The organism is Pantoea sp. Ep11b (assembly GCF_040783975.1).
Taxonomy (GTDB): Bacteria; Pseudomonadota; Gammaproteobacteria; order Enterobacterales; family Enterobacteriaceae; genus Pantoea.
In genome coordinates, this window is sequence record NZ_CP160631.1 from 2,979,857 (window position 1) to 2,999,909 (window position 20,053).

The 20,053-nt window shown below is 57.2% G+C and carries 20 protein-coding genes and 1 tRNA gene; 13 read left to right on the plus strand and 8 right to left on the minus strand.

What is annotated here, in order from left to right:
* Positions 1 to 3: 3 nt before the first annotated feature.
* The 3 genes from yejB to yejF are packed head-to-tail and all read left to right on the plus strand — an operon-like array spanning position 4 to position 3,722.
* A complete protein-coding gene (gene yejB, locus AB1748_RS14045; protein ID WP_111138742.1) occupies positions 4 to 1,095 on the plus strand; it encodes a microcin C ABC transporter permease YejB in 1,092 nt (363 codons plus the stop codon).
* Positions 1,095 to 2,117 carry an ABC transporter permease gene (locus AB1748_RS14050; RefSeq protein WP_111138741.1) on the plus strand — a complete coding sequence of 341 codons (1,023 nt, stop codon included), beginning with the start codon at positions 1,095 to 1,097 and terminating at the stop codon, positions 2,115 to 2,117. Before yejB ends, AB1748_RS14050 begins: the two co-directional genes overlap by 1 nt.
* On the plus strand, positions 2,118 to 3,722 hold the full coding sequence (gene yejF, locus AB1748_RS14055; protein WP_367395651.1) for a microcin C ABC transporter ATP-binding protein YejF: 1,605 nt from the start codon (positions 2,118 to 2,120) through the stop codon (positions 3,720 to 3,722).
* Here yejF and AB1748_RS14060 read toward each other — a convergent pair.
* The 3 genes from AB1748_RS14060 to rsuA form a co-directional block, all read right to left on the minus strand.
* Positions 3,709 to 4,029 (minus strand): hypothetical protein, encoded by a 321-nt coding sequence (locus AB1748_RS14060; protein WP_111138739.1) that lies wholly within the window; start codon positions 4,027 to 4,029, stop codon positions 3,709 to 3,711. The genes yejF and AB1748_RS14060 overlap by 14 nt on opposite strands.
* A gap of 281 nt (positions 4,030 to 4,310) precedes the next feature.
* Positions 4,311 to 5,507 (minus strand): Bcr/CflA family multidrug efflux MFS transporter, encoded by a 1,197-nt coding sequence (locus AB1748_RS14065; protein ID WP_111138738.1) that lies wholly within the window; start codon positions 5,505 to 5,507, stop codon positions 4,311 to 4,313.
* Positions 5,508 to 5,541: 34 nt separating this feature from the next.
* Positions 5,542 to 6,261 (minus strand): 16S rRNA pseudouridine(516) synthase RsuA, encoded by a 720-nt coding sequence (rsuA, locus tag AB1748_RS14070; protein WP_293771930.1) that lies wholly within the window; start codon positions 6,259 to 6,261, stop codon positions 5,542 to 5,544.
* A 155-nt stretch (positions 6,262 to 6,416) separates the two neighbouring features.
* Here rsuA and AB1748_RS14075 point away from each other — a divergent pair, with 155 nt between their 5' ends.
* Together AB1748_RS14075 and rplY are read left to right on the plus strand one after the other, a co-directional pair.
* On the plus strand, positions 6,417 to 8,171 hold the full coding sequence (locus tag AB1748_RS14075) for a DEAD/DEAH box helicase (protein ID WP_111138736.1): 1,755 nt from the start codon (positions 6,417 to 6,419) through the stop codon (positions 8,169 to 8,171).
* Positions 8,172 to 8,322: 151 nt separating this feature from the next.
* Positions 8,323 to 8,607 (plus strand): 50S ribosomal protein L25, encoded by a 285-nt coding sequence (gene rplY / locus AB1748_RS14080; protein WP_111138735.1) that lies wholly within the window; start codon positions 8,323 to 8,325, stop codon positions 8,605 to 8,607.
* A 118-nt stretch (positions 8,608 to 8,725) separates the two neighbouring features.
* Here the strand turns inward: rplY and yejK are convergent, their stop codons facing one another.
* Complete coding sequence (yejK, locus tag AB1748_RS14085; protein WP_111138734.1) at positions 8,726 to 9,730, minus strand: nucleoid-associated protein YejK; 1,005 nt, start codon at positions 9,728 to 9,730, stop codon at positions 8,726 to 8,728.
* A 158-nt stretch (positions 9,731 to 9,888) separates the two neighbouring features.
* On the opposite strand from yejK, the gene AB1748_RS14090 reads away from it, so the two are divergent.
* From AB1748_RS14090 to AB1748_RS14105, 4 genes are all read left to right on the plus strand, one after another.
* Positions 9,889 to 10,116, plus strand: a complete 228-nt coding sequence (locus tag AB1748_RS14090; protein WP_111138780.1) for a YejL family protein — start codon at positions 9,889 to 9,891, stop codon at positions 10,114 to 10,116.
* A gap of 22 nt (positions 10,117 to 10,138) precedes the next feature.
* The gene (gene yejM / locus AB1748_RS14095) at positions 10,139 to 11,893 is read left to right on the plus strand and encodes an LPS biosynthesis-modulating metalloenzyme YejM (RefSeq protein WP_293771940.1); all 1,755 of its coding nucleotides are present in this window, start codon (positions 10,139 to 10,141) and stop codon (positions 11,891 to 11,893) included.
* A gap of 73 nt (positions 11,894 to 11,966) precedes the next feature.
* A tRNA-Pro gene (locus AB1748_RS14100) sits at positions 11,967 to 12,043 on the plus strand.
* 660 nt (positions 12,044 to 12,703) lie between these two features.
* On the plus strand, positions 12,704 to 13,708 hold the full coding sequence (locus AB1748_RS14105; protein ID WP_111138732.1) for a hypothetical protein: 1,005 nt from the start codon (positions 12,704 to 12,706) through the stop codon (positions 13,706 to 13,708).
* 366 nt (positions 13,709 to 14,074) lie between these two features.
* Here the strand turns inward: AB1748_RS14105 and AB1748_RS14110 are convergent, their stop codons facing one another.
* Positions 14,075 to 14,263, minus strand: coding sequence for a DUF4225 domain-containing protein (locus AB1748_RS14110; RefSeq protein ID WP_293771943.1), 189 nt, complete (start codon positions 14,261 to 14,263; stop codon positions 14,075 to 14,077).
* A gap of 564 nt (positions 14,264 to 14,827) precedes the next feature.
* Between AB1748_RS14110 and AB1748_RS14115 the strand changes: the two genes are divergently transcribed.
* Both AB1748_RS14115 and AB1748_RS14120 read left to right on the plus strand, forming a co-directional pair.
* Positions 14,828 to 15,031, plus strand: a complete 204-nt coding sequence (locus tag AB1748_RS14115) for a hypothetical protein (RefSeq protein ID WP_111138729.1) — start codon at positions 14,828 to 14,830, stop codon at positions 15,029 to 15,031.
* Positions 15,032 to 15,102: 71 nt separating this feature from the next.
* Positions 15,103 to 15,819 carry a 4'-phosphopantetheinyl transferase gene (locus AB1748_RS14120; protein ID WP_367395652.1) on the plus strand — a complete coding sequence of 239 codons (717 nt, stop codon included), beginning with the start codon at positions 15,103 to 15,105 and terminating at the stop codon, positions 15,817 to 15,819.
* Positions 15,820 to 15,989: 170 nt separating this feature from the next.
* Here the strand turns inward: AB1748_RS14120 and AB1748_RS14125 are convergent, their stop codons facing one another.
* The 3 genes from AB1748_RS14125 to apbE form a co-directional block, all read right to left on the minus strand.
* The gene (locus AB1748_RS14125; protein WP_367395653.1) at positions 15,990 to 17,642 is read right to left on the minus strand and encodes a multidrug ABC transporter permease/ATP-binding protein; all 1,653 of its coding nucleotides are present in this window, start codon (positions 17,640 to 17,642) and stop codon (positions 15,990 to 15,992) included.
* 95 nt (positions 17,643 to 17,737) lie between these two features.
* Complete coding sequence (gene alkB / locus AB1748_RS14130) at positions 17,738 to 18,379, minus strand: DNA oxidative demethylase AlkB (RefSeq protein WP_111138726.1); 642 nt, start codon at positions 18,377 to 18,379, stop codon at positions 17,738 to 17,740.
* Positions 18,379 to 19,428, minus strand: a complete 1,050-nt coding sequence (apbE, locus tag AB1748_RS14135; protein ID WP_140917198.1) for an FAD:protein FMN transferase ApbE — start codon at positions 19,426 to 19,428, stop codon at positions 18,379 to 18,381. The genes alkB and apbE overlap by 1 nt, the downstream gene beginning before the upstream one ends.
* Before the next feature lie 168 nt (positions 19,429 to 19,596).
* Here apbE and AB1748_RS14140 point away from each other — a divergent pair, with 168 nt between their 5' ends.
* On the plus strand, positions 19,597 to 19,707 hold the full coding sequence (locus AB1748_RS14140) for a response regulator (protein WP_199559966.1): 111 nt from the start codon (positions 19,597 to 19,599) through the stop codon (positions 19,705 to 19,707).
* Positions 19,708 to 19,856: 149 nt separating this feature from the next.
* Positions 19,857 to 20,051: a hypothetical protein gene (locus tag AB1748_RS14145; RefSeq protein WP_111138724.1), complete on the plus strand. Its 195-nt coding sequence runs from the start codon at positions 19,857 to 19,859 to the stop codon at positions 20,049 to 20,051.
* Positions 20,052 to 20,053: the final 2 nt, after the last annotated feature.

Sequence of the window (20,053 nt, forward strand, 5' to 3'; positions counted from 1 at the left end):
CCGTTGGCCGCCTATTTTCTGCGCCGGTTACTGCTGATTATTCCCACCCTGTGGGCGATCATCACGCTCAATTTCTTTATCGTCCAGATTGCGCCGGGCGGACCTGTCGATCAGGCGCTGGCGAATATTCAGTTCGGGCAGACCACCGGTATGCCCGGCGGCGCGACGGAAAGCGCCGGTGCACGCGCCAGCGTCTCGCCGCTGAACCCGGCCGGGAATACCTATCGCGGCGCGCGCGGGCTGGACCCGGAAGTCATTGCGGAGATCACAAAACGTTACGGCTTCGATAAGCCGATCTGGCAGCGTTATGGCGAGATGCTGTGGAATTATCTGCGGCTGGATTTTGGCGACAGCCTGTTTCGCAGCGCCTCGGTGATCGGGCTGATCAAAGAGAGCCTGCCGGTTTCGATCAGCCTGGGGCTCTGGAGCACGCTGATCATCTATCTGGTGTCGATTCCGCTCGGGATCCGCAAAGCGGTGCGCAACGGCAGCGCCTTTGATGTCTGGAGCAGCGCCTTTATTATCATCGGCTACTCCATCCCCGCGTTTCTGTTCGGGATCATGCTGATCGTGCTGTTTGCCGGTGGCAGCTATCTCGACTGGTTTCCGCTGCGCGGGCTCACCTCCGCGCAGTCCGACACCCTGCCCTGGTATGGCAAAGTGCTGGACTATTTCTGGCATATCGCCCTGCCGGTGCTGGCTACCGTGATCGGCGGCTTCGCCACGCTAACCATGCTGACGAAAAACGCCTTTCTGGATGAGATCCGCAAGCTCTATGTGGTCACCGCACGCGCGAAAGGGGTGCCGGAGCGACGTATCCTCTATCACCATGTGTTTCGCAATGCGATGCTGCTGGTGATCGCCAGCTTTCCTGCCACCTTTATCAGCATGTTCTTTACCAGTTCGGTGCTGATCGAGGTGATGTTCTCCCTTAATGGCCTGGGGCTGCTGGGCTACGACGCTACCCTGCAGCGCGACTATCCGGTGATGTTTGGCACACTCTATATTTTTACGCTGATAGGTCTGCTGATGAATATCCTCAGCGATCTGACCTATATGCTGGTCGATCCCCGCATTGATTTTGGACGCCGCTGATGCCGCTCTCTCCTCTTAACCAGCAGCGCTGGCAGCGCTTTCGCCATCACCGGCGCGGCTACTGTTCGCTGTGGATCTTTCTGATCCTCTTCCTGCTGTCGCTGGGCGCCGACCTGATCGCCAATGAGAAGCCGCTGCTGGTGCACTATCAGCAGCGCTGGATGGTCCCGCTGCTGTCTGACTACAGCGAGGCCGACTATGGCGGCGTGCTGGCGACCACGGCGGATTATCAGGATCCCTGGCTGCGGCAGCGCATCAGCCAGAACGGCTGGGCACTATGGGCACCGATCCGCTTCAGCGACAGCACCATCAATTTTGCCACCCGGGTTCCCTTCCCCTCGCCGCCGTCGGCGCAGAACTGGCTGGGCACGGATGCGAATGGCGGCGACGTCCTGGCACGACTGCTCTACGGCACCCGCATCTCCCTGCTGTTCGGCATACTGCTGACGCTTATCTCCAGCGTCATCGGGATCGTAATCGGTGCGCTGCAGGGCTATTTCGGCGGGCGGATAGACCTGATCGGGCAGCGGCTGATTGAGGTCTGGTCCGGGATGCCTGCGCTGTTCCTGCTGATTCTGCTCTCCAGCGTGATCCAGCCGGGCTTCTGGTGGCTGCTGCTGGTCACCGTCGCGTTTGGCTGGATGAGTCTGGTGAGCGTGGTGCGGGCGGAGTTTCTGCGAACCCGCAACTTTGACTATATCCGTGCGGCGCAGGCGCTGGGCGTCAGCGATGGCCGGATTATGCTGCGTCATATGCTGCCTAACGCGATGGTCGCCACCCTGACCTTTCTGCCCTTTATCCTGTGCGGTTCGATTACCACCCTGACCTCGCTCGATTTTCTGGGTTTTGGTCTGCCGCTCGGCTCGCCCTCGCTGGGTGAGCTGCTGCTGCAGGGCAAGAATAATCTGCAGGCCCCCTGGCTGGGCCTGGCGGGCTTTTTTACTCTGGCGATCCTGCTGTCGCTGCTGATTTTTATTGGCGAAGCGGTGCGCGACGCCTTTGATCCGGGCAAAGGAGCCTAGATGACAACGCCCCTGCTTGCCATTAACCACCTCTCTGTCGCCTTTCGTCAGGGTGAGACGCTTCGCCAGGTGGTGGATGATCTCTCCCTGCATATTGCGGCAGGTGAAACGCTGGCGCTGGTCGGTGAGTCGGGCTCCGGCAAGAGCGTGACGGCGCTCTCCGTGATGCGGCTGCTGCATGAATCGACGGTGGCTTATCCCGGCGGCGAGATCCTGTTTAACGGTGAGGATCTGCTGCGGGCGCCGGAGCCGCGGCTGCGCGCCCTTCGTGGCAACCAGATCGCGATGATTTTTCAGGAACCGATGGTGTCGCTCAATCCGCTGCACACCGTAGAGAAGCAGCTTTATGAAGTGCTGTCGCTGCATCGCGGGCTGCGGCGCGCGGCCGCGCGGATGGAGATCCTCAGCGTGCTTGATCGGGTCGGTATCCGCCAGCCCGCCGCTCGGCTCAATGATTTTCCCCACCAGCTGTCGGGGGGAGAACGTCAGCGGGTGATGATCGCAATGGCGCTGCTGACAGAGCCTCAGCTGCTGATTGCCGATGAGCCGACCACCGCGCTGGATGTGACGGTACAGGCGCAGATCCTGACGCTGCTGCGCGACCTGCAGCGTGAGCGCAACATGGCGATGCTCTTTATCACTCACAACCTGCACATCGTGCGCCAGCTGGCGGATAACATCAGCGTCATGCGTAACGGGCGCATCGTGGAGCAGAACCGCAGCCCGATCCTGCTGAGTCAGCCGCAGCATCCCTACAGTCAGCAGCTGCTGGCCGCCGAGCCGGAAGGACGGGCGCTGCCGCTGCCCGCAGATGCGCCGGTCATTCTGCAGGTCGATCGGCTTGCGGTCACTTTTCCACGGCGGCGCAGCCTGTTCCGTCGGCAGGACGATGAGAAAACGGTGCTGAGCGGTCTGAGTTTCCGCCTGCGCCGGGGCGAAAGTCTCGGGCTGGTGGGCGAGTCGGGATCGGGGAAAAGCACGACTGGCCTGGCGCTGCTGCGGCTGATTGCCTCACGCGGTGATGTCTGGTTTGCGGGGCAGCCCCTGCATCAGCTGTCGCGCCGGGCGTTGTTGCCGCTGCGGCAGCGCATCCAAGTGGTCTTTCAGGACCCGAACTCTTCGCTTAATCCACGCATGACGGTTCAGCAGATTATCGCTGAAGGGCTGGCGGTGCATCAGCCCGCGCTCGATCGGGAGCAGCAGCAGCAGCGGGTGATGGCGGTAATGGCAGAGGTGGGCCTGGATGCTGATAGTCGTCATCGCTATCCGGCTGAATTTTCCGGCGGGCAGCGGCAGCGTATCGCTATCGCGCGGGCGCTGATTCTGGAACCGGAGTTACTGATCCTGGATGAACCGACCTCGTCGCTGGACCGCACGGTGCAGAAGCAGATCCTGACGCTGTTACGCCGTTTACAGCAGCAGCGCCAGCTTAGTTATCTCTTTATCAGTCACGATCTCGATGTGGTGCGCGCCCTGTGTCACCAGCTCATTGTGCTGCGTCAGGGGGAAGTGGTGGAACAGGGCGAATGCGAAAAGTTGTTTACGTCACCTGCGACGGCGTATACCCGGGCGCTGCTGCAGGCCTCGCCAGCTAGCCTGCGATAAAGGTTTCGGCGATCGCCACGCCCTGATTTTTCAGGCAGCAGTTGGTCGCGCTTTCGTCACGACGGCGAATGAACAGGCAGGGCTGTCCTTCACACTCGGCCACTTTACAGTCAACCTGAATGCCAGCCAGCACCTCTTTCAGCTGCTGCAGGATCTCCCATGCCGGTATGCCGTCATGGCTGATCAGCCGCAGCGCCACAAACTCCTGATCATCCAGCACAGCGTCATCGGATTCGATGGTACTGTGGTGATCGCTGGCCCAGCGAAAACGCTGCGGCAGGCGATGCACGATTGAAAGTTGCAGCATAATTTACTCTCCCCGGATGAGTGTATGTCGCAACGCACAGACACCGACGCGAAAACGGCCGGTGGCGGCGGAATCCGGCAGGATCTCTTCGCCGTGCGAACTGCAGAAGCGCATTTTTGCGACTCATGTCGCACTTCAGGCTATATTTACCGCGTTCACACGCTGTTAACAATCATTTTAGACGCAATATGGTTACTTTTTTAACTAAAAATCTTCACATTAAATAAACATAGTGCTGGCGCGCCGCCCGCCGGAGATGGCGGGCAGCAAAATGCGCCGAATCAGCGGGAGGATGCGCGGGGCCGGGAAGCGTAGAAGAAGAGCAGCAGCGAGAGAGAGGCACAGAGCGCGATGGTGCCGACCATCGGCCAGGCACTGTTGAAACTCAGCAGGGAGAGCAGTGCACCGACAAACGCACCGACGCCAAACCGCAGCGTGCCCGCCAGCGACGACGCGGTGCCGGCCATATGCGGAAACTCATCCAGGATCACCGCCATTGCGTTGGAGGAGACCATCGACACGCAGCCGATAAACATCGCGATGCCCATCACCAGCGGCAGAAAGCCCAGGTCAAAGGCGCTGACCAGCAACAGCCAGATCCCCATGCAGAACTGAATCAGCAGCCCCAGCCGGAACATCGCTACCGGACCAAAGCGGCGCACCGCGCGGCTGTTAATCAGCGTCAGCACAAACAGAAACACCACGTTAAGACCAAAGTAGTAACCGAAGTTTTGCGGTGAGACGTGATTCAGTTCGATGTACACAAACGGCCCGGCATTGAGGAAGGTAAACAGCCCGGCAAAGGAGAAGCCGCTCGACAGCATGTAACTGAAGGCGCGCTTGTGACGAAACAGCGTGACGAAATTGCCCAGCGTGGTGCGCAGATGAAAGCGCTGCCGCTGCTCGGGCTTCAGGGTTTCACGGATCTGGGTGGTCACCAGCACGGTGGTCACTAACGCGGCCCCGGCCAGCGCCCAGAAAATGGCGTGCCAGCTCCAGAGCACCAGCAGCCAGCCGCCGATAATCGGGGCCAGCAGCGGCGCAATGGTGGTAATCAGCATCACAAAGGACATCATGCGCGAGAAGTCCTCTTTCGAGTAACTGTCCCGCATCAGCGCATTGATCACCACGCTGGCGGCGGCGGCCGACAGGCCATGCAGAAAGCGCATCAGGATGAGCTGGTCGATCGATTGCGACAGCGCACAGGCTGCGGCGGCACAGGCAAAGATCAGCGTACCGAGCGCGATCACGGGCTTGCGGCCATAGCTGTCGGCCAGCGGCCCGTAGATGAGCTGACCGATCGCGAAGCCCAGGATATAGAGGTTGAGCGACATCTGCACGCTGCCGGCGGAGACGCCAAACTCACGGGCAATCTGCGGCATGGCCGGCAGATACATGTCGATCGATAACGGCATCAGCATGGCTAACAGCCCCAGGATAACGACCAATCCCGTTGGCGAATTTTTTTCCTTACGCACGCCCTCTCCTCTCCTTATCATCCTGACGCAGGCCCTATTTTGCCTGCAGCTCTTTTGGCAGACCGATGCTGGCAATCTCATCTTCGGTCAGCGGACGGTATTCACCCGGTTCCAGATCCTCATCCAGCACGATCTCACCGATGCGCTCGCGATGCAGTTCCACGACCCGGTTGCCCACGGCCGCAAACATCCGTTTCACCTGATGGTAGCGCCCTTCGCTCAGCGTCAGCCGCACGTCTGTCGGCGTAATCACCTCCAGCCGGGCCGGTTTGGTCAGGCTCTTCTCGTTGTGCAGCTGCACACCCGCCATAAACTGTGCGGCGGTATCGTCCGCGACCGGCGACTCCAGCGTGACGCGATAGGTCTTCTCGCAGTGGTGGCGTGGCGAGGTAATGCGGTGTGACCACTGGCCATCGTCGGTCAGCAGCACCAGCCCGGTGGTATCGATATCGAGGCGCCCTGCTGCATGCAGCTTAAAGGCCATCGGCTCTTCGATGAAATAGAGAATGGTTGGATGATCGGGATCGTCGGTAGAGCAGACATAGCCCTGCGGCTTGTTCAGCATGAAGTAGCGTGGGCCGGTCAGCATCTGCAGGAGGTTACCGTCATACATCACTTCGTGATCGGGCAGCAGTTTAAACGCGGTATCGCGCACCACGTCACCGTTCACGGTGACACGCTGACCACGGATCTCGCGATGGGCGATGGCGCGGCTGATTTCCAGTTGCTGAGAGATGAATTTGTCGAGTCGCATGAATTCGTTTTGCCTGTTACTGCGGAGGGAATCTGAAACGGCCTGGTTAACCGTTGAAAATGTGCGGGAAGTATAACGTGATCCACGCCAGCCTGACAGCGCGTTTACCGCCCTTTCGTGGCATAATTGCCACCAGTTTTGCAAAAGTGAGCAACATGTCCTTTACCTTACGCCCCTATCAACAGGATGCGGTGAATGCCACCGTGTCGCATTTCCGTCGTCATCACCAGCCTGCGGTGATTGTGCTGCCGACCGGTGCCGGAAAGAGTCTGGTCATCGCTGAACTGGCCCGGCTGGCGCGTGGCCGGGTGCTGGTGCTCGCGCACGTCAAAGAGCTGGTGGCGCAGAACCACAGCAAATATCAGGCTTATGGTCTGGAAGCGGATATCTTTGCGGCGGGCCTTCAGCGCAAAGAGAGCCAGCGCAAGGTGGTGTTCGGCAGCGTACAGTCCGTCGCGCGCAACCTCGACCAGTTCGACAGCGCCTTCTCGCTGGTGATCGTGGATGAGTGTCACCGCATTGGCGATGACAAAGAGAGTCAGTATCAGCAGATCTTTAATCATCTGCGGCAACACAATCCGCAACTGCGTCTGCTGGGCCTGACCGCCACACCGTTCCGGCTGGGCAAAGGCTGGATCTATCAGTTCCACTATCACGGCATGGTGCGCGGCGACGAAAAATCGCTGTTCCGCGACTGTATCTATGAACTGCCGCTGCGCTACATGATCAAACATCAGTTTCTGGTGCCCCCGGAGCGGCTGGATATGCCGGTGGTACAGTATGACTTCAGCCGGCTGACGGCGCAGGCCAGTGGCCTGTTCAGCGAGGCCGATCTCAATCGTGAACTGAAACAGCAGCAGCGCGTTACGCCGCATATCATCCGTCAGATTGTGGAGTTTGCGGAGGAGCGGCTCGGGGTGATGATTTTCGCCTCCACGGTGGATCATGCGCATGAAATCCTGCGGCTGCTGCCCGACAACAGCGCGCTGATCTCCGCCGAAACGCCCGCCCGTGAGCGCGACGCCCTGATTCTGGCCTTTAAGGCGCAGGAGTTGAAATACCTGGTGAACGTCGCGGTGCTGACCACCGGCTTTGATGCGCCGCACGTTGACCTGATCGCCATCCTGCGCCCCACCGAGTCGGTCAGCCTCTATCAGCAGATCGTCGGACGCGGCCTGCGGCTTTCGCCAGGTAAAACCAGCTGTCTGATCCTCGATTATGCCGGTAATCCGCACGATCTCTTCACGCCGGAAGTCGGCGCGCCCAAAGGGGCCAGCGATAACCAGCCAGTACAGGTCTTCTGCCCGGCCTGCGGTTTCGCCAACACCTTCTGGGGCAAAGCGACAGAAGATGGCATGGTGATCGAGCATTTTGGCCGCCGCTGCCAGGGTGTGCTGGAAGATGATGAGGGCGAACGTGAGCAGTGTGACTTCCGCTTCCGCTTTAAGAGCTGCCCGGACTGTGGCGCAGAGAACGATATTGCCGCCCGCCGCTGCCACCAGTGCGACAAAATTCTGGTCGACCCGGACGATATGCTTAAAGCGGCGCTGAAACTCAAAGATGCGCTGGTGCTGCGCTGTGGCGGCATGACGCTGGAACAGGGGGCGGATGCCAAAGGCGAATGGCTGAAGGCGACCTATTTTGACGAGGACGGCACCAGCGTCAGCGAACGATTTCGCCTGCAGACGCCAGCCCAGCGCAAAGCCTTCGAGCAGCTGTTTATGCGTCCGCACCAGCGCGCGCCCGGCGTGCCGCTGGGCTGGCAGACCGCCGCTGACGTCGTGGCGCTGCAGCCGCTGTTACGCCATCCCGACTTTGTGGTGGCGCGCGCCAAAGGCCAGTACTGGCAGATCCGCGAGAAGATGTTCGACTATCAGGGGCGCTATCGCCGGGCCAATGAGCTGCGCTGACCGCCCGGCCCCGAGCGGATGGGTATATCGTTTGCTACCGCCTGGCATTACGGCTATAATGCCGCCCGCTTTTGCATGTGCATCAGCAGTGTTGAATAACCTGCCTGTTACTGGGTCGCCTGTAGCAGGAAATATATAAAGAGACGTATTAATGTTCACTATCAATGCAGTAGAACGTAAAGAGCAGGGTAAGGGTGCGAGCCGCCGCCTGCGTACAGCTAACCGTTTCCCGGCTATCGTTTACGGTGGTTCTGAAGCGGCTGTTGCCATCGACCTGGATCACGACTCCGTAATGAACATGCAGGCTAAGCCTGGTTTCTACGAAGAAGTGCTGACTCTGGTTGTTGACGGTAAAGAAACCAAAGTGAAAGTTCAGGCTGTTCAGCGTCACCCGTTCAAGCCAAAACTGTTCCATATCGACTTCGTTCGCGCTTAATCGCTGACAGAGTTGAAAAGCAGAAGGGCCGGTTGCGAAACCGGCCCTTTTGTTTTGTCCCCTCCCGGTGAAACTTATCGCCGGGAGGGGTAAAAAAGCCGGGCTGAGCCCGGCTTTTTTATTTGCCGCTGGTCCGGCGCTGCAGCTGGTCGCGCAGATTCGGTGGCGTTCCCTTGATCGTCAGAGTGTCCGTTGCCGGATCCCAGAAAATACGTTCGCCCAGCAACATCGCATCAAAGTTCAGGGTCAGTCCCCCGCCGCTGCCGGCGAATTTGGTCAGCTGACGCAGCGTCGAGCGGTCAGCCGGGAAACTCTCTTCCAGCTCATAGCCCTGCTCCTGGGTAAACGCCTGGAAGCTTTTTTCGCCCAGCGGAGGCAGTTCGCTCGACAGATCTTCCAGCGCAATCTCCTCGCCCGCCTGCAACTGCTCGTTACAGTAGCTGTAGACCTGCTGGCGATAGTTCTGCCGCTCCTGCTTATCCAGCGCCGACTCGTTGCAGTAGTCATCCACCGCCTGCAGCAGCCCACGGTTCTGCGCCTTGGTGTCCAGCCCGACTTCGGCACCAAGGAAGTCCATAAAGAAGTCCGCCACTTTCCGGCCGACGCGGCCGCGCAGGAAGGTCAGGTAACGGCTCGACTCAGGATTGGTCTCCCACTCGGTTAAATCGATGCGCGCGACGATATCGGCATGATTGATGTCGAGATAGTGAGTGCTGCTGATATCCAGCTGCTCATTCACCCGCATACTGGACTGGCTGTTCAGTACCGCAATCAGCAGATACTCCACGGCCAGATAGCGATAGTGGATAAACAGCACCACGCCGCCTTCGGCGAAGGGATATTTTGACAGTTCGTCGCGCAGGCGGCCCGTCGCGGCACGGCTAAAAGCAAGAAAATCGTCGTTGCCCTTACGACAATCGCGCAGGGCTTCTGCCAGTTCACTTTCCGCATTAAACAGGCCGTAGGCTTTGCTCTTTGCGCTGTAAACCCGGTGTAACTCCTCCACCATCGCGTTGACGGTTTGGGTCGCAGGCAGCAGCGAATCGCGCAGCGCCACGTCCAGCTGGTTTTCATCGCGTCTGATTAACTGATGCAGGGCAATCTGGTCGATATCCAGACTCATGGTAGACTCTCCTTTTAGCACAGGCGCGTATTCAAACACCGCCAGCATCGGCTTTCAACTCCATGCGTAAAGTGAACGCGCTGCTTTCGATAAAATTGCGGTAAAAAGTGCGTTGTTCCGGTAATATATCGCCTTTTGAAATGAGCTTAGACGACGATATGGCACAATCATCCCGTTACAGTGACGAACGCGTGGAACAACTCCTCGCGGATCTGGCCCAAATCCTGCACAAGGATAAAGCCCCCACCGACCTCTCCCTGATGGTGCTGGGAAACATGGTGACTAACTTAATTAACAGCGATGTCGCTCCGGCGCAGCGTCGCTCACTGGCCCGCTCTTTCGCCGATGCCCTGCAGGCATCCGTGCGTGACGACAACGCCCATTAATTAGCTGATTTGATTTTATAATATGGTAACCAACCGGCAGCGCTACCGCGAAAAAGTCTCTCAGATGATTAGCTGGGGGCACTGGTTTGCTCTGTTTAATATCTTATTCGCGCTGATTTTAGGCAGTCGCTACCTGTTGGTCGCCGACTGGCCTTCTTCTCTGGCGGGGCGTATCTACGCCTATACCAGCTGGGTAGGCCACTTCAGTTTTATCGTTTTCGCCACTTACCTGCTGATTATTTTCCCGCTGACTTTTGTGGTGATGTCGCAACGGCTGATGCGGGTGTTATCGGCCGTCGTCGCCACCGCCGGGCTGACGCTGGTGATGGTCGACAGCGCGGTCTTCAGCCGCTTCCACCTGCATCTTAATCCGGTGGTGTGGGAGCTGGTCATCAACCCCGATCAGAGCGAGATGGCACGCGACTGGCAGCTGATGTTTATCAGCGTGCCGCTGATATTCCTGGTCGAGATGCTGTTTGCGACCTGGAGCTGGCAGAAACTGCGCAGCCTGAACCGCCGTTCGTTTGGCAAGCCTCTGGCTGGCCTGTTTATCAGCGCCTTCTTTGCCAGCCACCTGATGTATATCTGGGCCGATGCGAACTTCTATCGCCCGATTACAATGCAGCGCGCCAACCTGCCGCTCTCCTACCCGATGACCGCCCGTCGCTTCCTGGAGCGTCATGGTCTGCTGGATGCGCAGGAGTATCAGCGCCGGCTGGTACAACAGGGCGACCCGGAAGCACTGGCGGTGGAGTATCCGCTCAGTGATATTACGTTCCGCGATGGCGGCACACGCAACAACCTGCTGGTGCTGACGGTCGATGGCCTGAACAACGCTACGCTGCCTAAGGCGCTGCCGGCACTTAATCAGTTCGCCAGCGAGAACGTGCGCTTCACGCAGCACTACAGCGCCGGAGATACCCCGGAGAAAGGGCTGTTTGGCCTGTTCTACGGCATCTCCTCCAGCTATATGAACGGTATTCTGGCCTCGCGGACCCCGTCCGCCCTTCTCGGCGCGCTGAGCACCCAGGGTTATCAGTTTGGCCTCTTCTCGTCGGAAGGCTTTAATCCGCCGCTCTACCGACAGGCGCTGCTGACCGACTATTCGCTGCCTGCCACCAACAGCCAGCCTAACGCCAGTACCGTAGCGCAATGGCAGAACTGGCTGGACAGGCAGAAAGGCTCGCAGGCACCGTGGTTCTCATGGATTGCCCTGAACGGCCCTGACGTAACCGGTGAGAGTGCGAAGGCGCGTCAGCGCAGCTATCTGCGTCAGGCACCTGCGGTGGACGATCAGATTCGCGCCGTGCTTAACGAACTGCAGGCGCGTGATTTGATGAAGAACACCGTGGTGGTGATCACCGCACAGCGCGGTCTGGCGCTGGATGGCAATCCTGACAGCGCCGGTAATCGCCAGACGCTGCAGGTGCCGCTCGTGATCCACTGGCCCGACACGCCTGCGCAGACTGTCGATCGGCTCTCCGATCATCAGGATGTGATGACCACGCTGATGCAGCGACTGCTGCATGTGCGGACCAATCCGGTGAACTACTCGCAGGGTGAGGATCTGTTCGCGGCACGTCGTCGCCACGACTGGGTTGCCAGCAGCGAAGAGAATAAGCTGGTGATAACCACGCCGCAGGTGACGCTGGTGCTCAACAACAACGGCAGCTATCGCGCGTATGATGCACAGGGCAATGCGCTGAAAGATCACAAGCCGGAACTGACACTGTTGTTGCAGGTATTAACGGAAGAGAAGCGATTTATCGCTAACTGATTAATTATCAGGCAAATAGTCAACAGGTATCTTGCATTCATGACGATAACCAGTAGACTAATCCTCCAGTGTTCGGCACGTAGCGCAGCCTGGTAGCGCACGGTCATGGGGTGTCCGGGGTCGGAGGTTCAAATCCTCTCGTGCCGACCAAATTCTCCCGAAAAGCAGCCCAAAAGGCTGCTTTTTTCGTTTCTGCCTGCTGCTGTCAGTGCAAATCCTCTGAACATCTGCTTCTCACGACCTGCTGTTTTCTGATCAAAACCTGCCTGATGCCGTTTGCCAGGCATACATTCGGATATTGGTCCTGGAAGGGGAATCACAGGTCACTGCCGGAGTTACACAGCTCTGAAGATGTCGTGACTACCGACCCCGGACGCCTGAATGCATCACGACCAGCTTTGGTTTATCCCCTTCCCTTCGCTTTCAAGAGTTCGCCAGCATGGTGAGTCTGCCCGCGATTTTCAGCAAAGCGATCGCCCCTGAAGGTACGGAAAGACAGAACAGCATTGTCAGCAAAATGGCAGGCTATCAGGAAAACTGCTCACAAACATCACTAACCTACCTGAGCCTGTCTTTTAGATTTGTACTCTACAGCTAAACGGAAACAGGGAAAAACATCACGATATTACAGAGGTAGTGTTGTATCTGCTTTCAGGAGAAATTTTTCGTTGCCTGCCCCCGGTAAAGAGGTGATAGTTTTTGCCATAATCATTAAATTTATTTACAGTACCCGGCACAATTGATTCAGGCTATTCAGGACCAACAGGCTTGGCTCATTCTTTAAATCATTGTTTTAGCGGAGGAAATGGAATGTCACGCAACCTCTCCCCTGCATATTGTGTAGTTCAGCAATCTGGCAGTCTAGGATTTCAGGCAAGGATGCTTTTCAATGACAGCAATTCAGAAGCTGCACGCCTCTTTATAAAAACCAATGCAGACACGCCATGGCTGAACCCAGGTCAGATAGTCATTGTAGCAGACCCAGCTTCTGCGCAAACTGCACAAATGTTGAGCACGCTAAGGCAAGCTAAACAAAAAACCAATATTGCGTTCGTTGGCGTAACTTCTGAAGAAGCGAGTTTTATGCAGCAACACTACGGTTTGATCGCTGCACTCACAACTGCGGGAGATAAAATTTTTAGCACTATTGGTGACGTGGGTGAGAGATATTTTTCAGAAATCGAGAATACCCTTAAAAAGATAGAAGTCAGCTATCAAAACCAGTTTCGTACGCAGGGAACACTGATTAGTCAGCAATTCTTCGCAGAGCGTAACCAGCTCTTCACTCAACTAAAAGAGCTTGTAAACAAGCCGCTACTAAAATCGTTGATACGTAATACGGTTAAATTCAGACCTTACGAAGACATGCGCAGAGCACTGAATCTATCCAGCCGCTCTATAGTACATGAATGGTCCACAGTAGGACTTGGGGGGATACCAGGCTATTCAACTTATGCAGGTAATGCAGCTAAAGCGGCAAAATTTTTAAAATCTGGTGGCTATATAGGTATAGGTTTTTCCTTTGCCGGAACAACGAATGACGTGGTCAATGCCTGCGTTAAAGGGCGTGAAAGCGAATGTAAAAGGACAGCATTCAAAGAGTATGGGAAGTTTGGCGCTTCAACTTTAACAGGAGTGGGGGCTGGTGCAGCAGGTTCTTTAGCAGGATTAGGGGCATGTGCAGCAATAGGGATAGCCACTGCGGGAACCGGAGCGGTAGTCTGCGCAGCAGTTGGTTCGATCGCTGCCGGTTATGCAGGTGCCAAAGCGAGCGACTCTATCATGGATACTATCTATGAATACATGGGAATTTGAAAATGAAGTCGGTCATCATGGTTTTAATTATGCTTCCTTTAGTTTGCTTAGTGGTTAGCGTTGTTTTGTATCTGACCAACAGATCGCGCTACCAGAAGTTGATTTCCGACTTTCAGAAAAAGCACACTCTGCCAACCCCTTATCTTTTGCATAGTAATATGGGGTACTTAGGTTCGCCACTAATGACCTACTTTTTTACCCGGTTGAAAAAGAATAAAAAAATCATTTTTTTAGACAGTAATAACCATGCTTATAAATTCCCCCAGGAAGAAAGTAATCAAAAAAAGATCAACAGCATCAGACCACTTTACTATACGTTTTTATTGGGTTTTTCATGCTGTCTGCTACTTGGGTTGATTGCTATTCTTATCCGCTATCAAATTCTTTAACTACACCAGGATAGTTTTTTCCAGTGATGACATTCATTACAGTTTCCTGAATGCCATTCACTCTATGAAGTGAAAGCATCGCACCAAATTCAACCCCTGTCAGATTTGCGGTTGCAGCTGAAGCGGCTATGACTTCAAAGCCAGCGACCACCTGTATCCCACTCATTCCCGCCTACACCGTTAATAACGTATCCTCAGAGGCCCCCCTTGCTGAATGAATTTTACTAAAGCATGCAATGCCACCTGATCCGTCCGAAGAAGCTTAGATTGGGGTAGTGAAGCAAACAGAGAATTATAATTTATACGTTTATGAACAGAGATTCGTGTCTCTCATTTTTCCTATAAGTCCGGATTTAAGAGGCACCCTGCGTAATCCGTTCTATACTTAAACGTCCGTGGGTAAGCAGAGGAGAGTTTATGACCTTTATCGAAAAAGACGATCCAACTGAAGCACCGGAATCTGGCGACAAGCAACCTTCCCCGCCAGACCAGAAGTAACCCACAGGGCCGCGTCCGACGCGGCCTTTCTGTTTCTGCTCCGGCTTCATGACAGATTCAGAGTTTTCCCATTTAACCGTTATTTCCTTCCTGAACAGCAGGTTAGCCTGCATTTCATAACCTGATCCGCCTCACAAAACTCGCCACGTTCAGCGCTTTTTCATCAAACTGAAACAAAAATGTCACAGAAAATACTTACTCTGAACTCCCCGGAAATTGTTGGATAAATATCATGCCGATCAAAGCGAAAAGCCTGAAAGATGCAGAAGCGTTACTGCACTCGGGCATCAGCAAAGTGGAACTGGCGTATGACATTGGCAGCGACGACTTCTTTCGTCTCGCAAGCCACTGGTGCGACAGGGGCGCGCGCATCAGCAGAGGTCATCACCATTTCGTCGTTTCCCTGAAAAGTTTTGCCATCCCGCCTAACGACTGATCGCCGCGGGCGCCTTGCCCTGCTCTGCTGCGCCTGATTTAATGGCTTTTTAGCCCTTGTCACGGTTTCGCATGCACTTTCCCGATCAGCCGCTGCCGCCTGTTTCAGGCGGCTTTATTCTTTCCCGTCTTCTTCACCGCGGTGATCCGTTACTGGCGGTCTGCTACTTTGATCCGCAGCACTATCATGACGCGCTGGCTGAGGAGTGGGGTCTTACGCTCCCTGAGCGGCTGCAGCGCGCCGTGGTCAAACGGCGGGCCGAATATCTGGCCAGCCGCCTGCTGGTCCGCGCCGTAATGGCGGAGTTTGGCATCGCGGATTTTATTCTCAACAGCGCCCCTGACCGCTCCCCCCGCTGGCCCGCCGGTATTCAGGCGTCGCTGTCGCATACAACAGGCACCGTCGTTGTCGTGGCTACCCGGCAGAATCTGGCTATTGGTGTCGATGTTGAGCAGTGGATGTCTGAGACGACCGCGCGTGAAACGGCGGCGTATCTGATGAACGCGCAGGAGCAGCAGCTGTTAGGCACCCTGCCCGTGCCCTTCCACGCGGCCGCGACCCTGCTCTTTTCGCTGAAAGAGAGTCTGTACAAGGCGTTGTGGCCACAACTGCATCAGCCGATGGACTTTACGGATGCGGCGCTGGAGGCGGTCGACTGGACGCAGGGGCGCGCCACGCTGCGACTGACGCAGACGTTCAGTACAGGCTTTCCGGCGGGGACGTTACTGCAGGCCACCTTCCTGTGGCAGGCGGATCAGGTGATGACGCAGGTGACCCATCCGCTGTAAAAAAACCGGCTAAACAGTACGCTGCGGGGCGTGTGCGGTTTAGCCGGGTTAACACAGATAAAAGAAGATATTCAGAATGGCAGAAACCGGCGCGTCTGCCGCTGGCTAACGTAGCCTGATTCACGGCAGAGGCGCCAGTGCGCATTTCTGCTAAGTTATGCCAGCCGCGTTCAAAGGCCGGTGTCGGTGCGTTTTACCGCGTCGAGCGTGGCAAGATCGCGCTCTCCGCCCGTCAGCTCCGTCAGCTGGCCTTCGCGCATCTCCAGCAGCCGGTCGGCATGCACGAAATAGTGGTCGTCATGGCTGATAGCCAGCACCGTTTTCCCCGCCTGCTGCAGCCACGGCAGCAGTTCGCGATAAAAGATGCGACGGAAATGGGGATCCTGATCCGCCGCCCACTCGTCCAGCAGCAGCACGTCGCGCTCCTCTGCGACGGCCAGCAGCAGCGCCAGCCGTTTGCTCTGTCCTTTAGAGAGCCGCAGATTCAGCACCCTGTTACCTTCAATCTTCAGCTTATCCTGCATCTTCAGCCGCTCCAGCCACTGCTGAACCAGGGCGGGATTCGCCGCGACGCCTTCGCGTCCGATCAGCCTGTCAAACAGATGCAAATCGGTAAAGACCGCCGAGAAATGGCTGCGCCAGTGGTCGAATTCGTCCGCTGTGATCGGTTTGCCATCCAGCAGCAGCGTACCGGACTGCGGCCGGTAAAGTCCGGTCAGCAGCATCGCCAGGGTCGATTTCCCGCTGCCGTTGCCGCCAATCAGGAATACCAGCTCTCCCCGGCGCAGCGTCAGGTTAACCGGCCCGACCTGAAAACCGTTGTCGCCATAATGAAAAGCGACATCGCGCAGCTCCAGCGTCTGCCACTCAGTGGTGGCCGAAGGGGGGTGGAATCCCGGCTGATAGGGGGCGAGGTCAAAAGCGTTGAGCTTACGAAAGGCGACCTGAGCACTGAGCAGCGTGGGTAGTGCGCCAACCGCCGAGAGCAGTGGCGTGCGTAAAAAGAGCAGTGTCAGAGAAAAGGTTGCAGCGACGGCGGTGTTGGCCCAGCCCAGGCTGTTAGCCATGAAGAAAACCATGCCGATAGCGCCCAGGGTCATGATATTCGACCAGTTGACGGCGCTGAGATGATAGGTGTCGGCGCGGACGATGTGGTGACGCCAGGCGCGGGCATCCTCCTGATAGACGGTGTCATAGACCTGCTGCGCGCGTGAACGATTGAGCTGCAACTCTTTGCGCCCTTCGATCACCGTCTGGTAATCGCGATAGAGGTTATCTTCGATCTCCCGCAGCTTCGCCATGTGCTGATAGACCCGCGACACCAGCATCCAGCCGCCCACCAGCATCACGCCCAGCCAGAGGCTGGTGACCAGCAACATCGCGGGTGAGAGCCAGGCCAGGTAGATCGCCGAGCCGAGCGTGATGATGACGCCCTGGAACAGCTCCGGCAGACGCACAAAGGCCAGGGTAATGGCCCGCACGTCGCTGGTCAGTCCCGCCAGCAGCTGGGCGCTGCCGAGCTGCTCAATGCGTTCGATCCGGGTATCGAGGATCCGCTTGATAAATTCGCCACGCAGACGCCAGACAAACTGATGGCCGAGCATCGTCAGCGCCAGCTGTGACGCCAGCGTTACCGCCATCAGCAGCACCAGCTGCAGCAGAAATTGTGGCAGGACGGCAAACGAAGTGTTTATCGCGACGATCATCTCGCGGTTGATAAAGGCGATCATGCCGATCCCCAGCACGGCGCTGAGCAGCGTCAGCGCAATCACCCCGATAAAAGGCCAGCGGAACTGGCGAAAAACAACGCTTAGCAACGTCATGCAGGCAATCCATCAGCAAAAAACTGCCTGCAGTGTAATAGGATGCCAAATGATAGCAATAGTTATTCGCATCATGCCACTGCGGGCATGACGGATTAAAAGGCGCGGCGAAACGTCAGGTTATAGCGCCAGGCGCCGACCAGCGGATGCACGCCCGGTTTCAGCGGCAGGATACCGTGGTAGCGCAGGCGCGACGGCCCGCCCCACACCACGATATCGCCATGTTCCAGCAGCACGCGCTGGGTCGCATCGCCCCGCTCGAAGCCGCCGAACTGAAAGACCGCCGGTAAGCCCAGCGACACCGACACAATAGGCTGGCGCATGTCTTTCTCATCTTTGTCCTGATGCAGCGTCAGCTTTGCGCCCGGTTCATAACGGTTAAGCAGGCAGGCATCCGGGTTAAACCCGGCGAAGCCCGCCTCTGACGCAGCTTCCTGCGCCAGCGTCCGGAATAGCGGCGGCATGGCCGGCCAGCGACGTCCGTTCAGGTTGTCCTCCTGCTGATAGCGATAGCCGCGCGAATCCACCGACCAGCCAAAATCGCCGCAGTTGGTCATGGCGACCGACATGCGATGCCCGCCAGGCGTGATGCGATGGGCAAAGGGGTTCTGTTCGGCAATCGCCAGCAGCTGCTGATAAAGCGCCTCTGCGTCAGCGCGCGCCCGGCGCCGCAGGATGACCGCACCCTCAGCCAGCGTCTCCTGCCAGGGTTGCTCTTCACTGAAAAGATCTAACATCAGTTTTCTCCGGATTCGGCGGGGATCAGGAAAGCAGCAAACTGTGGCGACATCCAGCTGACAAACTTATCGCCCTGTTTGCTGATCAGATAGACCGCCAGATGCTGTTGGGTCGCCAGCGCTTTGGCTTTCTCGGTGCCAAGCACCATCAGCCCGGTGTCCCAGCCGTCGGCTTCCAGCGCCGTAGTGGCGATCACCGTGGCCGACACCAGTTTATGCTCAATCGGTCGTCCGGTAACGGGATCGATGACATGAGAAATGCGGTGGCCGTCCAGTTCATAATAGTTGCGATAGCTGCCGGAAGTGCTGATCCCATGTCCCTGCAGATCCACACGCGCCTGAACCGCGTTTTCCTGGTCAGTGGGTTTCTGAATCGCCACCCGCCACGGCTGCTGCTGCGCATTGAGGCCGCGGCTCAGCACGGCGCCCCCCACCGACACCAGATAGTTATTTATCCCCAGCTGCTCCATCAGTCGCGCCAGGTGATCGGTGGCAAACCCTTCACCCACCGTGGAGAGATCGACATAGAGGCCCGGCAGATCTTTCTGCAGCCACTGTCCGTTCGCGCCCTGCAGCACCCGCAGATGCTGTAATCCGGTCTCTGCCCGGGCGGCCGCGATCTGTGCCGCATCGGGGGTATGCAGAGGCTGTTTCGTCGGGCCAAAGCCCCATAAATTGACCAGCGGGCCGACCGTGATATCCATCGCGCCACCGGTTTTGCGGCCGATCCGCAGGGAGGTGGTGACGATATCGGCCATGTTTTCACTGACTGGCTGGGGTGAGAGATCGCGGCTCTGGTTAAAGCGCGACAGCACGGAGTCCGGCTTCCAGGTGGAAAGCTCGGCATCGTCGGCGTCCAGCCGCTGCTGGATACGCTGCTGCAGCTCCGCTTTGCGTTCGCTGTCCACGCCAGCCAGACTTACCCGCCAGACGGTGCCCATGGTTTTACCTTCCAGCACCAGCGCGGAGGTCGCCGCAGGTTTATCGCAACCGGTCAGCATCAGCGCCAGCAGCGGCACAAACAGCAGATTAATCTTATAACGCATCATTCCTCGCATGTAACACTTTATTAATAGCCACTACAAAGCATAAACTTCGGGTAAATTAGCTTAAAGAGCGTTGAATCTTCCTTCGAACCACGAGAACATTCACCCGTCATCTATCCTGAGCCCGCCTGTCGACAGGCGATCCCTCTGAATCACATAAAGGAGCAGCAGATGATCTATATGATTCTCGCCATCGCCCTCGGCCTGTTTGTTTTTGGCAGTTATAAAGCCATCGAACAGCGCCGTCATCGCCACATGGCCCCGTCACGTCCGCGCCATTAACAGGCTTTACTGCACCAGTTTGGGGCAACGCAGCCGTGACCAGCGCGGCAAGTGTACCAAAACGGGCGAAACGTCTGTGGCTGTGAGAGCGGTAGAGCTGGCATGAATTCTGCACTGTTGAAACAGTGTTTATCCCTGAGAGGTGCAGAATGAAAAATTCACAGAAGTGGCAGTCGGTCTGGCAGCACTGGCTGAGCTTTTCAGCCTTCACCCTGGCAGGCGTGGCGTTTGAAGGCGCACGTTTCGGCTGCGTCGTGCCGTCGGCGACCGTGGCGGCAAAAGCCACGACATGGCGAAAGGCAGATGCCCCCCGCCAGCAGGATCAGGCGGGCGCGCAGCCGTAACC

Coding starts and splice junctions, on each gene's coding strand:
- AB1748_RS14120 (WP_367395652.1), top strand. CDS start 15,103: ATGCACTTTCCCGATCAGCCGCTGCCGCCTGTTTCAGGCGGCTTTATT.
- AB1748_RS14145 (WP_111138724.1), top strand. CDS start 19,857: ATGAAAAATTCACAGAAGTGGCAGTCGGTCTGGCAGCACTGGCTGAGC.
- AB1748_RS14090 (WP_111138780.1), top strand. CDS start 9,889: ATGGCACAATCATCCCGTTACAGTGACGAACGCGTGGAACAACTCCTC.
- apbE (WP_140917198.1), bottom strand. CDS start 19,428: ATGATGCGTTATAAGATTAATCTGCTGTTTGTGCCGCTGCTGGCGCTG.
- AB1748_RS14075 (WP_111138736.1), top strand. CDS start 6,417: ATGTCCTTTACCTTACGCCCCTATCAACAGGATGCGGTGAATGCCACC.
- AB1748_RS14050 (WP_111138741.1), top strand. CDS start 1,095: ATGCCGCTCTCTCCTCTTAACCAGCAGCGCTGGCAGCGCTTTCGCCAT.
- AB1748_RS14105 (WP_111138732.1), top strand. CDS start 12,704: ATGTCACGCAACCTCTCCCCTGCATATTGTGTAGTTCAGCAATCTGGC.
- yejM (WP_293771940.1), top strand. CDS start 10,139: ATGGTAACCAACCGGCAGCGCTACCGCGAAAAAGTCTCTCAGATGATT.
- yejK (WP_111138734.1), bottom strand. CDS start 9,730: ATGAGTCTGGATATCGACCAGATTGCCCTGCATCAGTTAATCAGACGC.
- yejF (WP_367395651.1), top strand. CDS start 2,118: ATGACAACGCCCCTGCTTGCCATTAACCACCTCTCTGTCGCCTTTCGT.
- AB1748_RS14060 (WP_111138739.1), bottom strand. CDS start 4,029: ATGCTGCAACTTTCAATCGTGCATCGCCTGCCGCAGCGTTTTCGCTGG.
- AB1748_RS14115 (WP_111138729.1), top strand. CDS start 14,828: ATGCCGATCAAAGCGAAAAGCCTGAAAGATGCAGAAGCGTTACTGCAC.
- AB1748_RS14110 (WP_293771943.1), bottom strand. CDS start 14,263: ATGAGTGGGATACAGGTGGTCGCTGGCTTTGAAGTCATAGCCGCTTCA.
- alkB (WP_111138726.1), bottom strand. CDS start 18,379: ATGTTAGATCTTTTCAGTGAAGAGCAACCCTGGCAGGAGACGCTGGCT.
- rplY (WP_111138735.1), top strand. CDS start 8,323: ATGTTCACTATCAATGCAGTAGAACGTAAAGAGCAGGGTAAGGGTGCG.
- AB1748_RS14140 (WP_199559966.1), top strand. CDS start 19,597: ATGATCTATATGATTCTCGCCATCGCCCTCGGCCTGTTTGTTTTTGGC.
- rsuA (WP_293771930.1), bottom strand. CDS start 6,261: ATGCGACTCGACAAATTCATCTCTCAGCAACTGGAAATCAGCCGCGCC.
- AB1748_RS14125 (WP_367395653.1), bottom strand. CDS start 17,642: ATGACGTTGCTAAGCGTTGTTTTTCGCCAGTTCCGCTGGCCTTTTATC.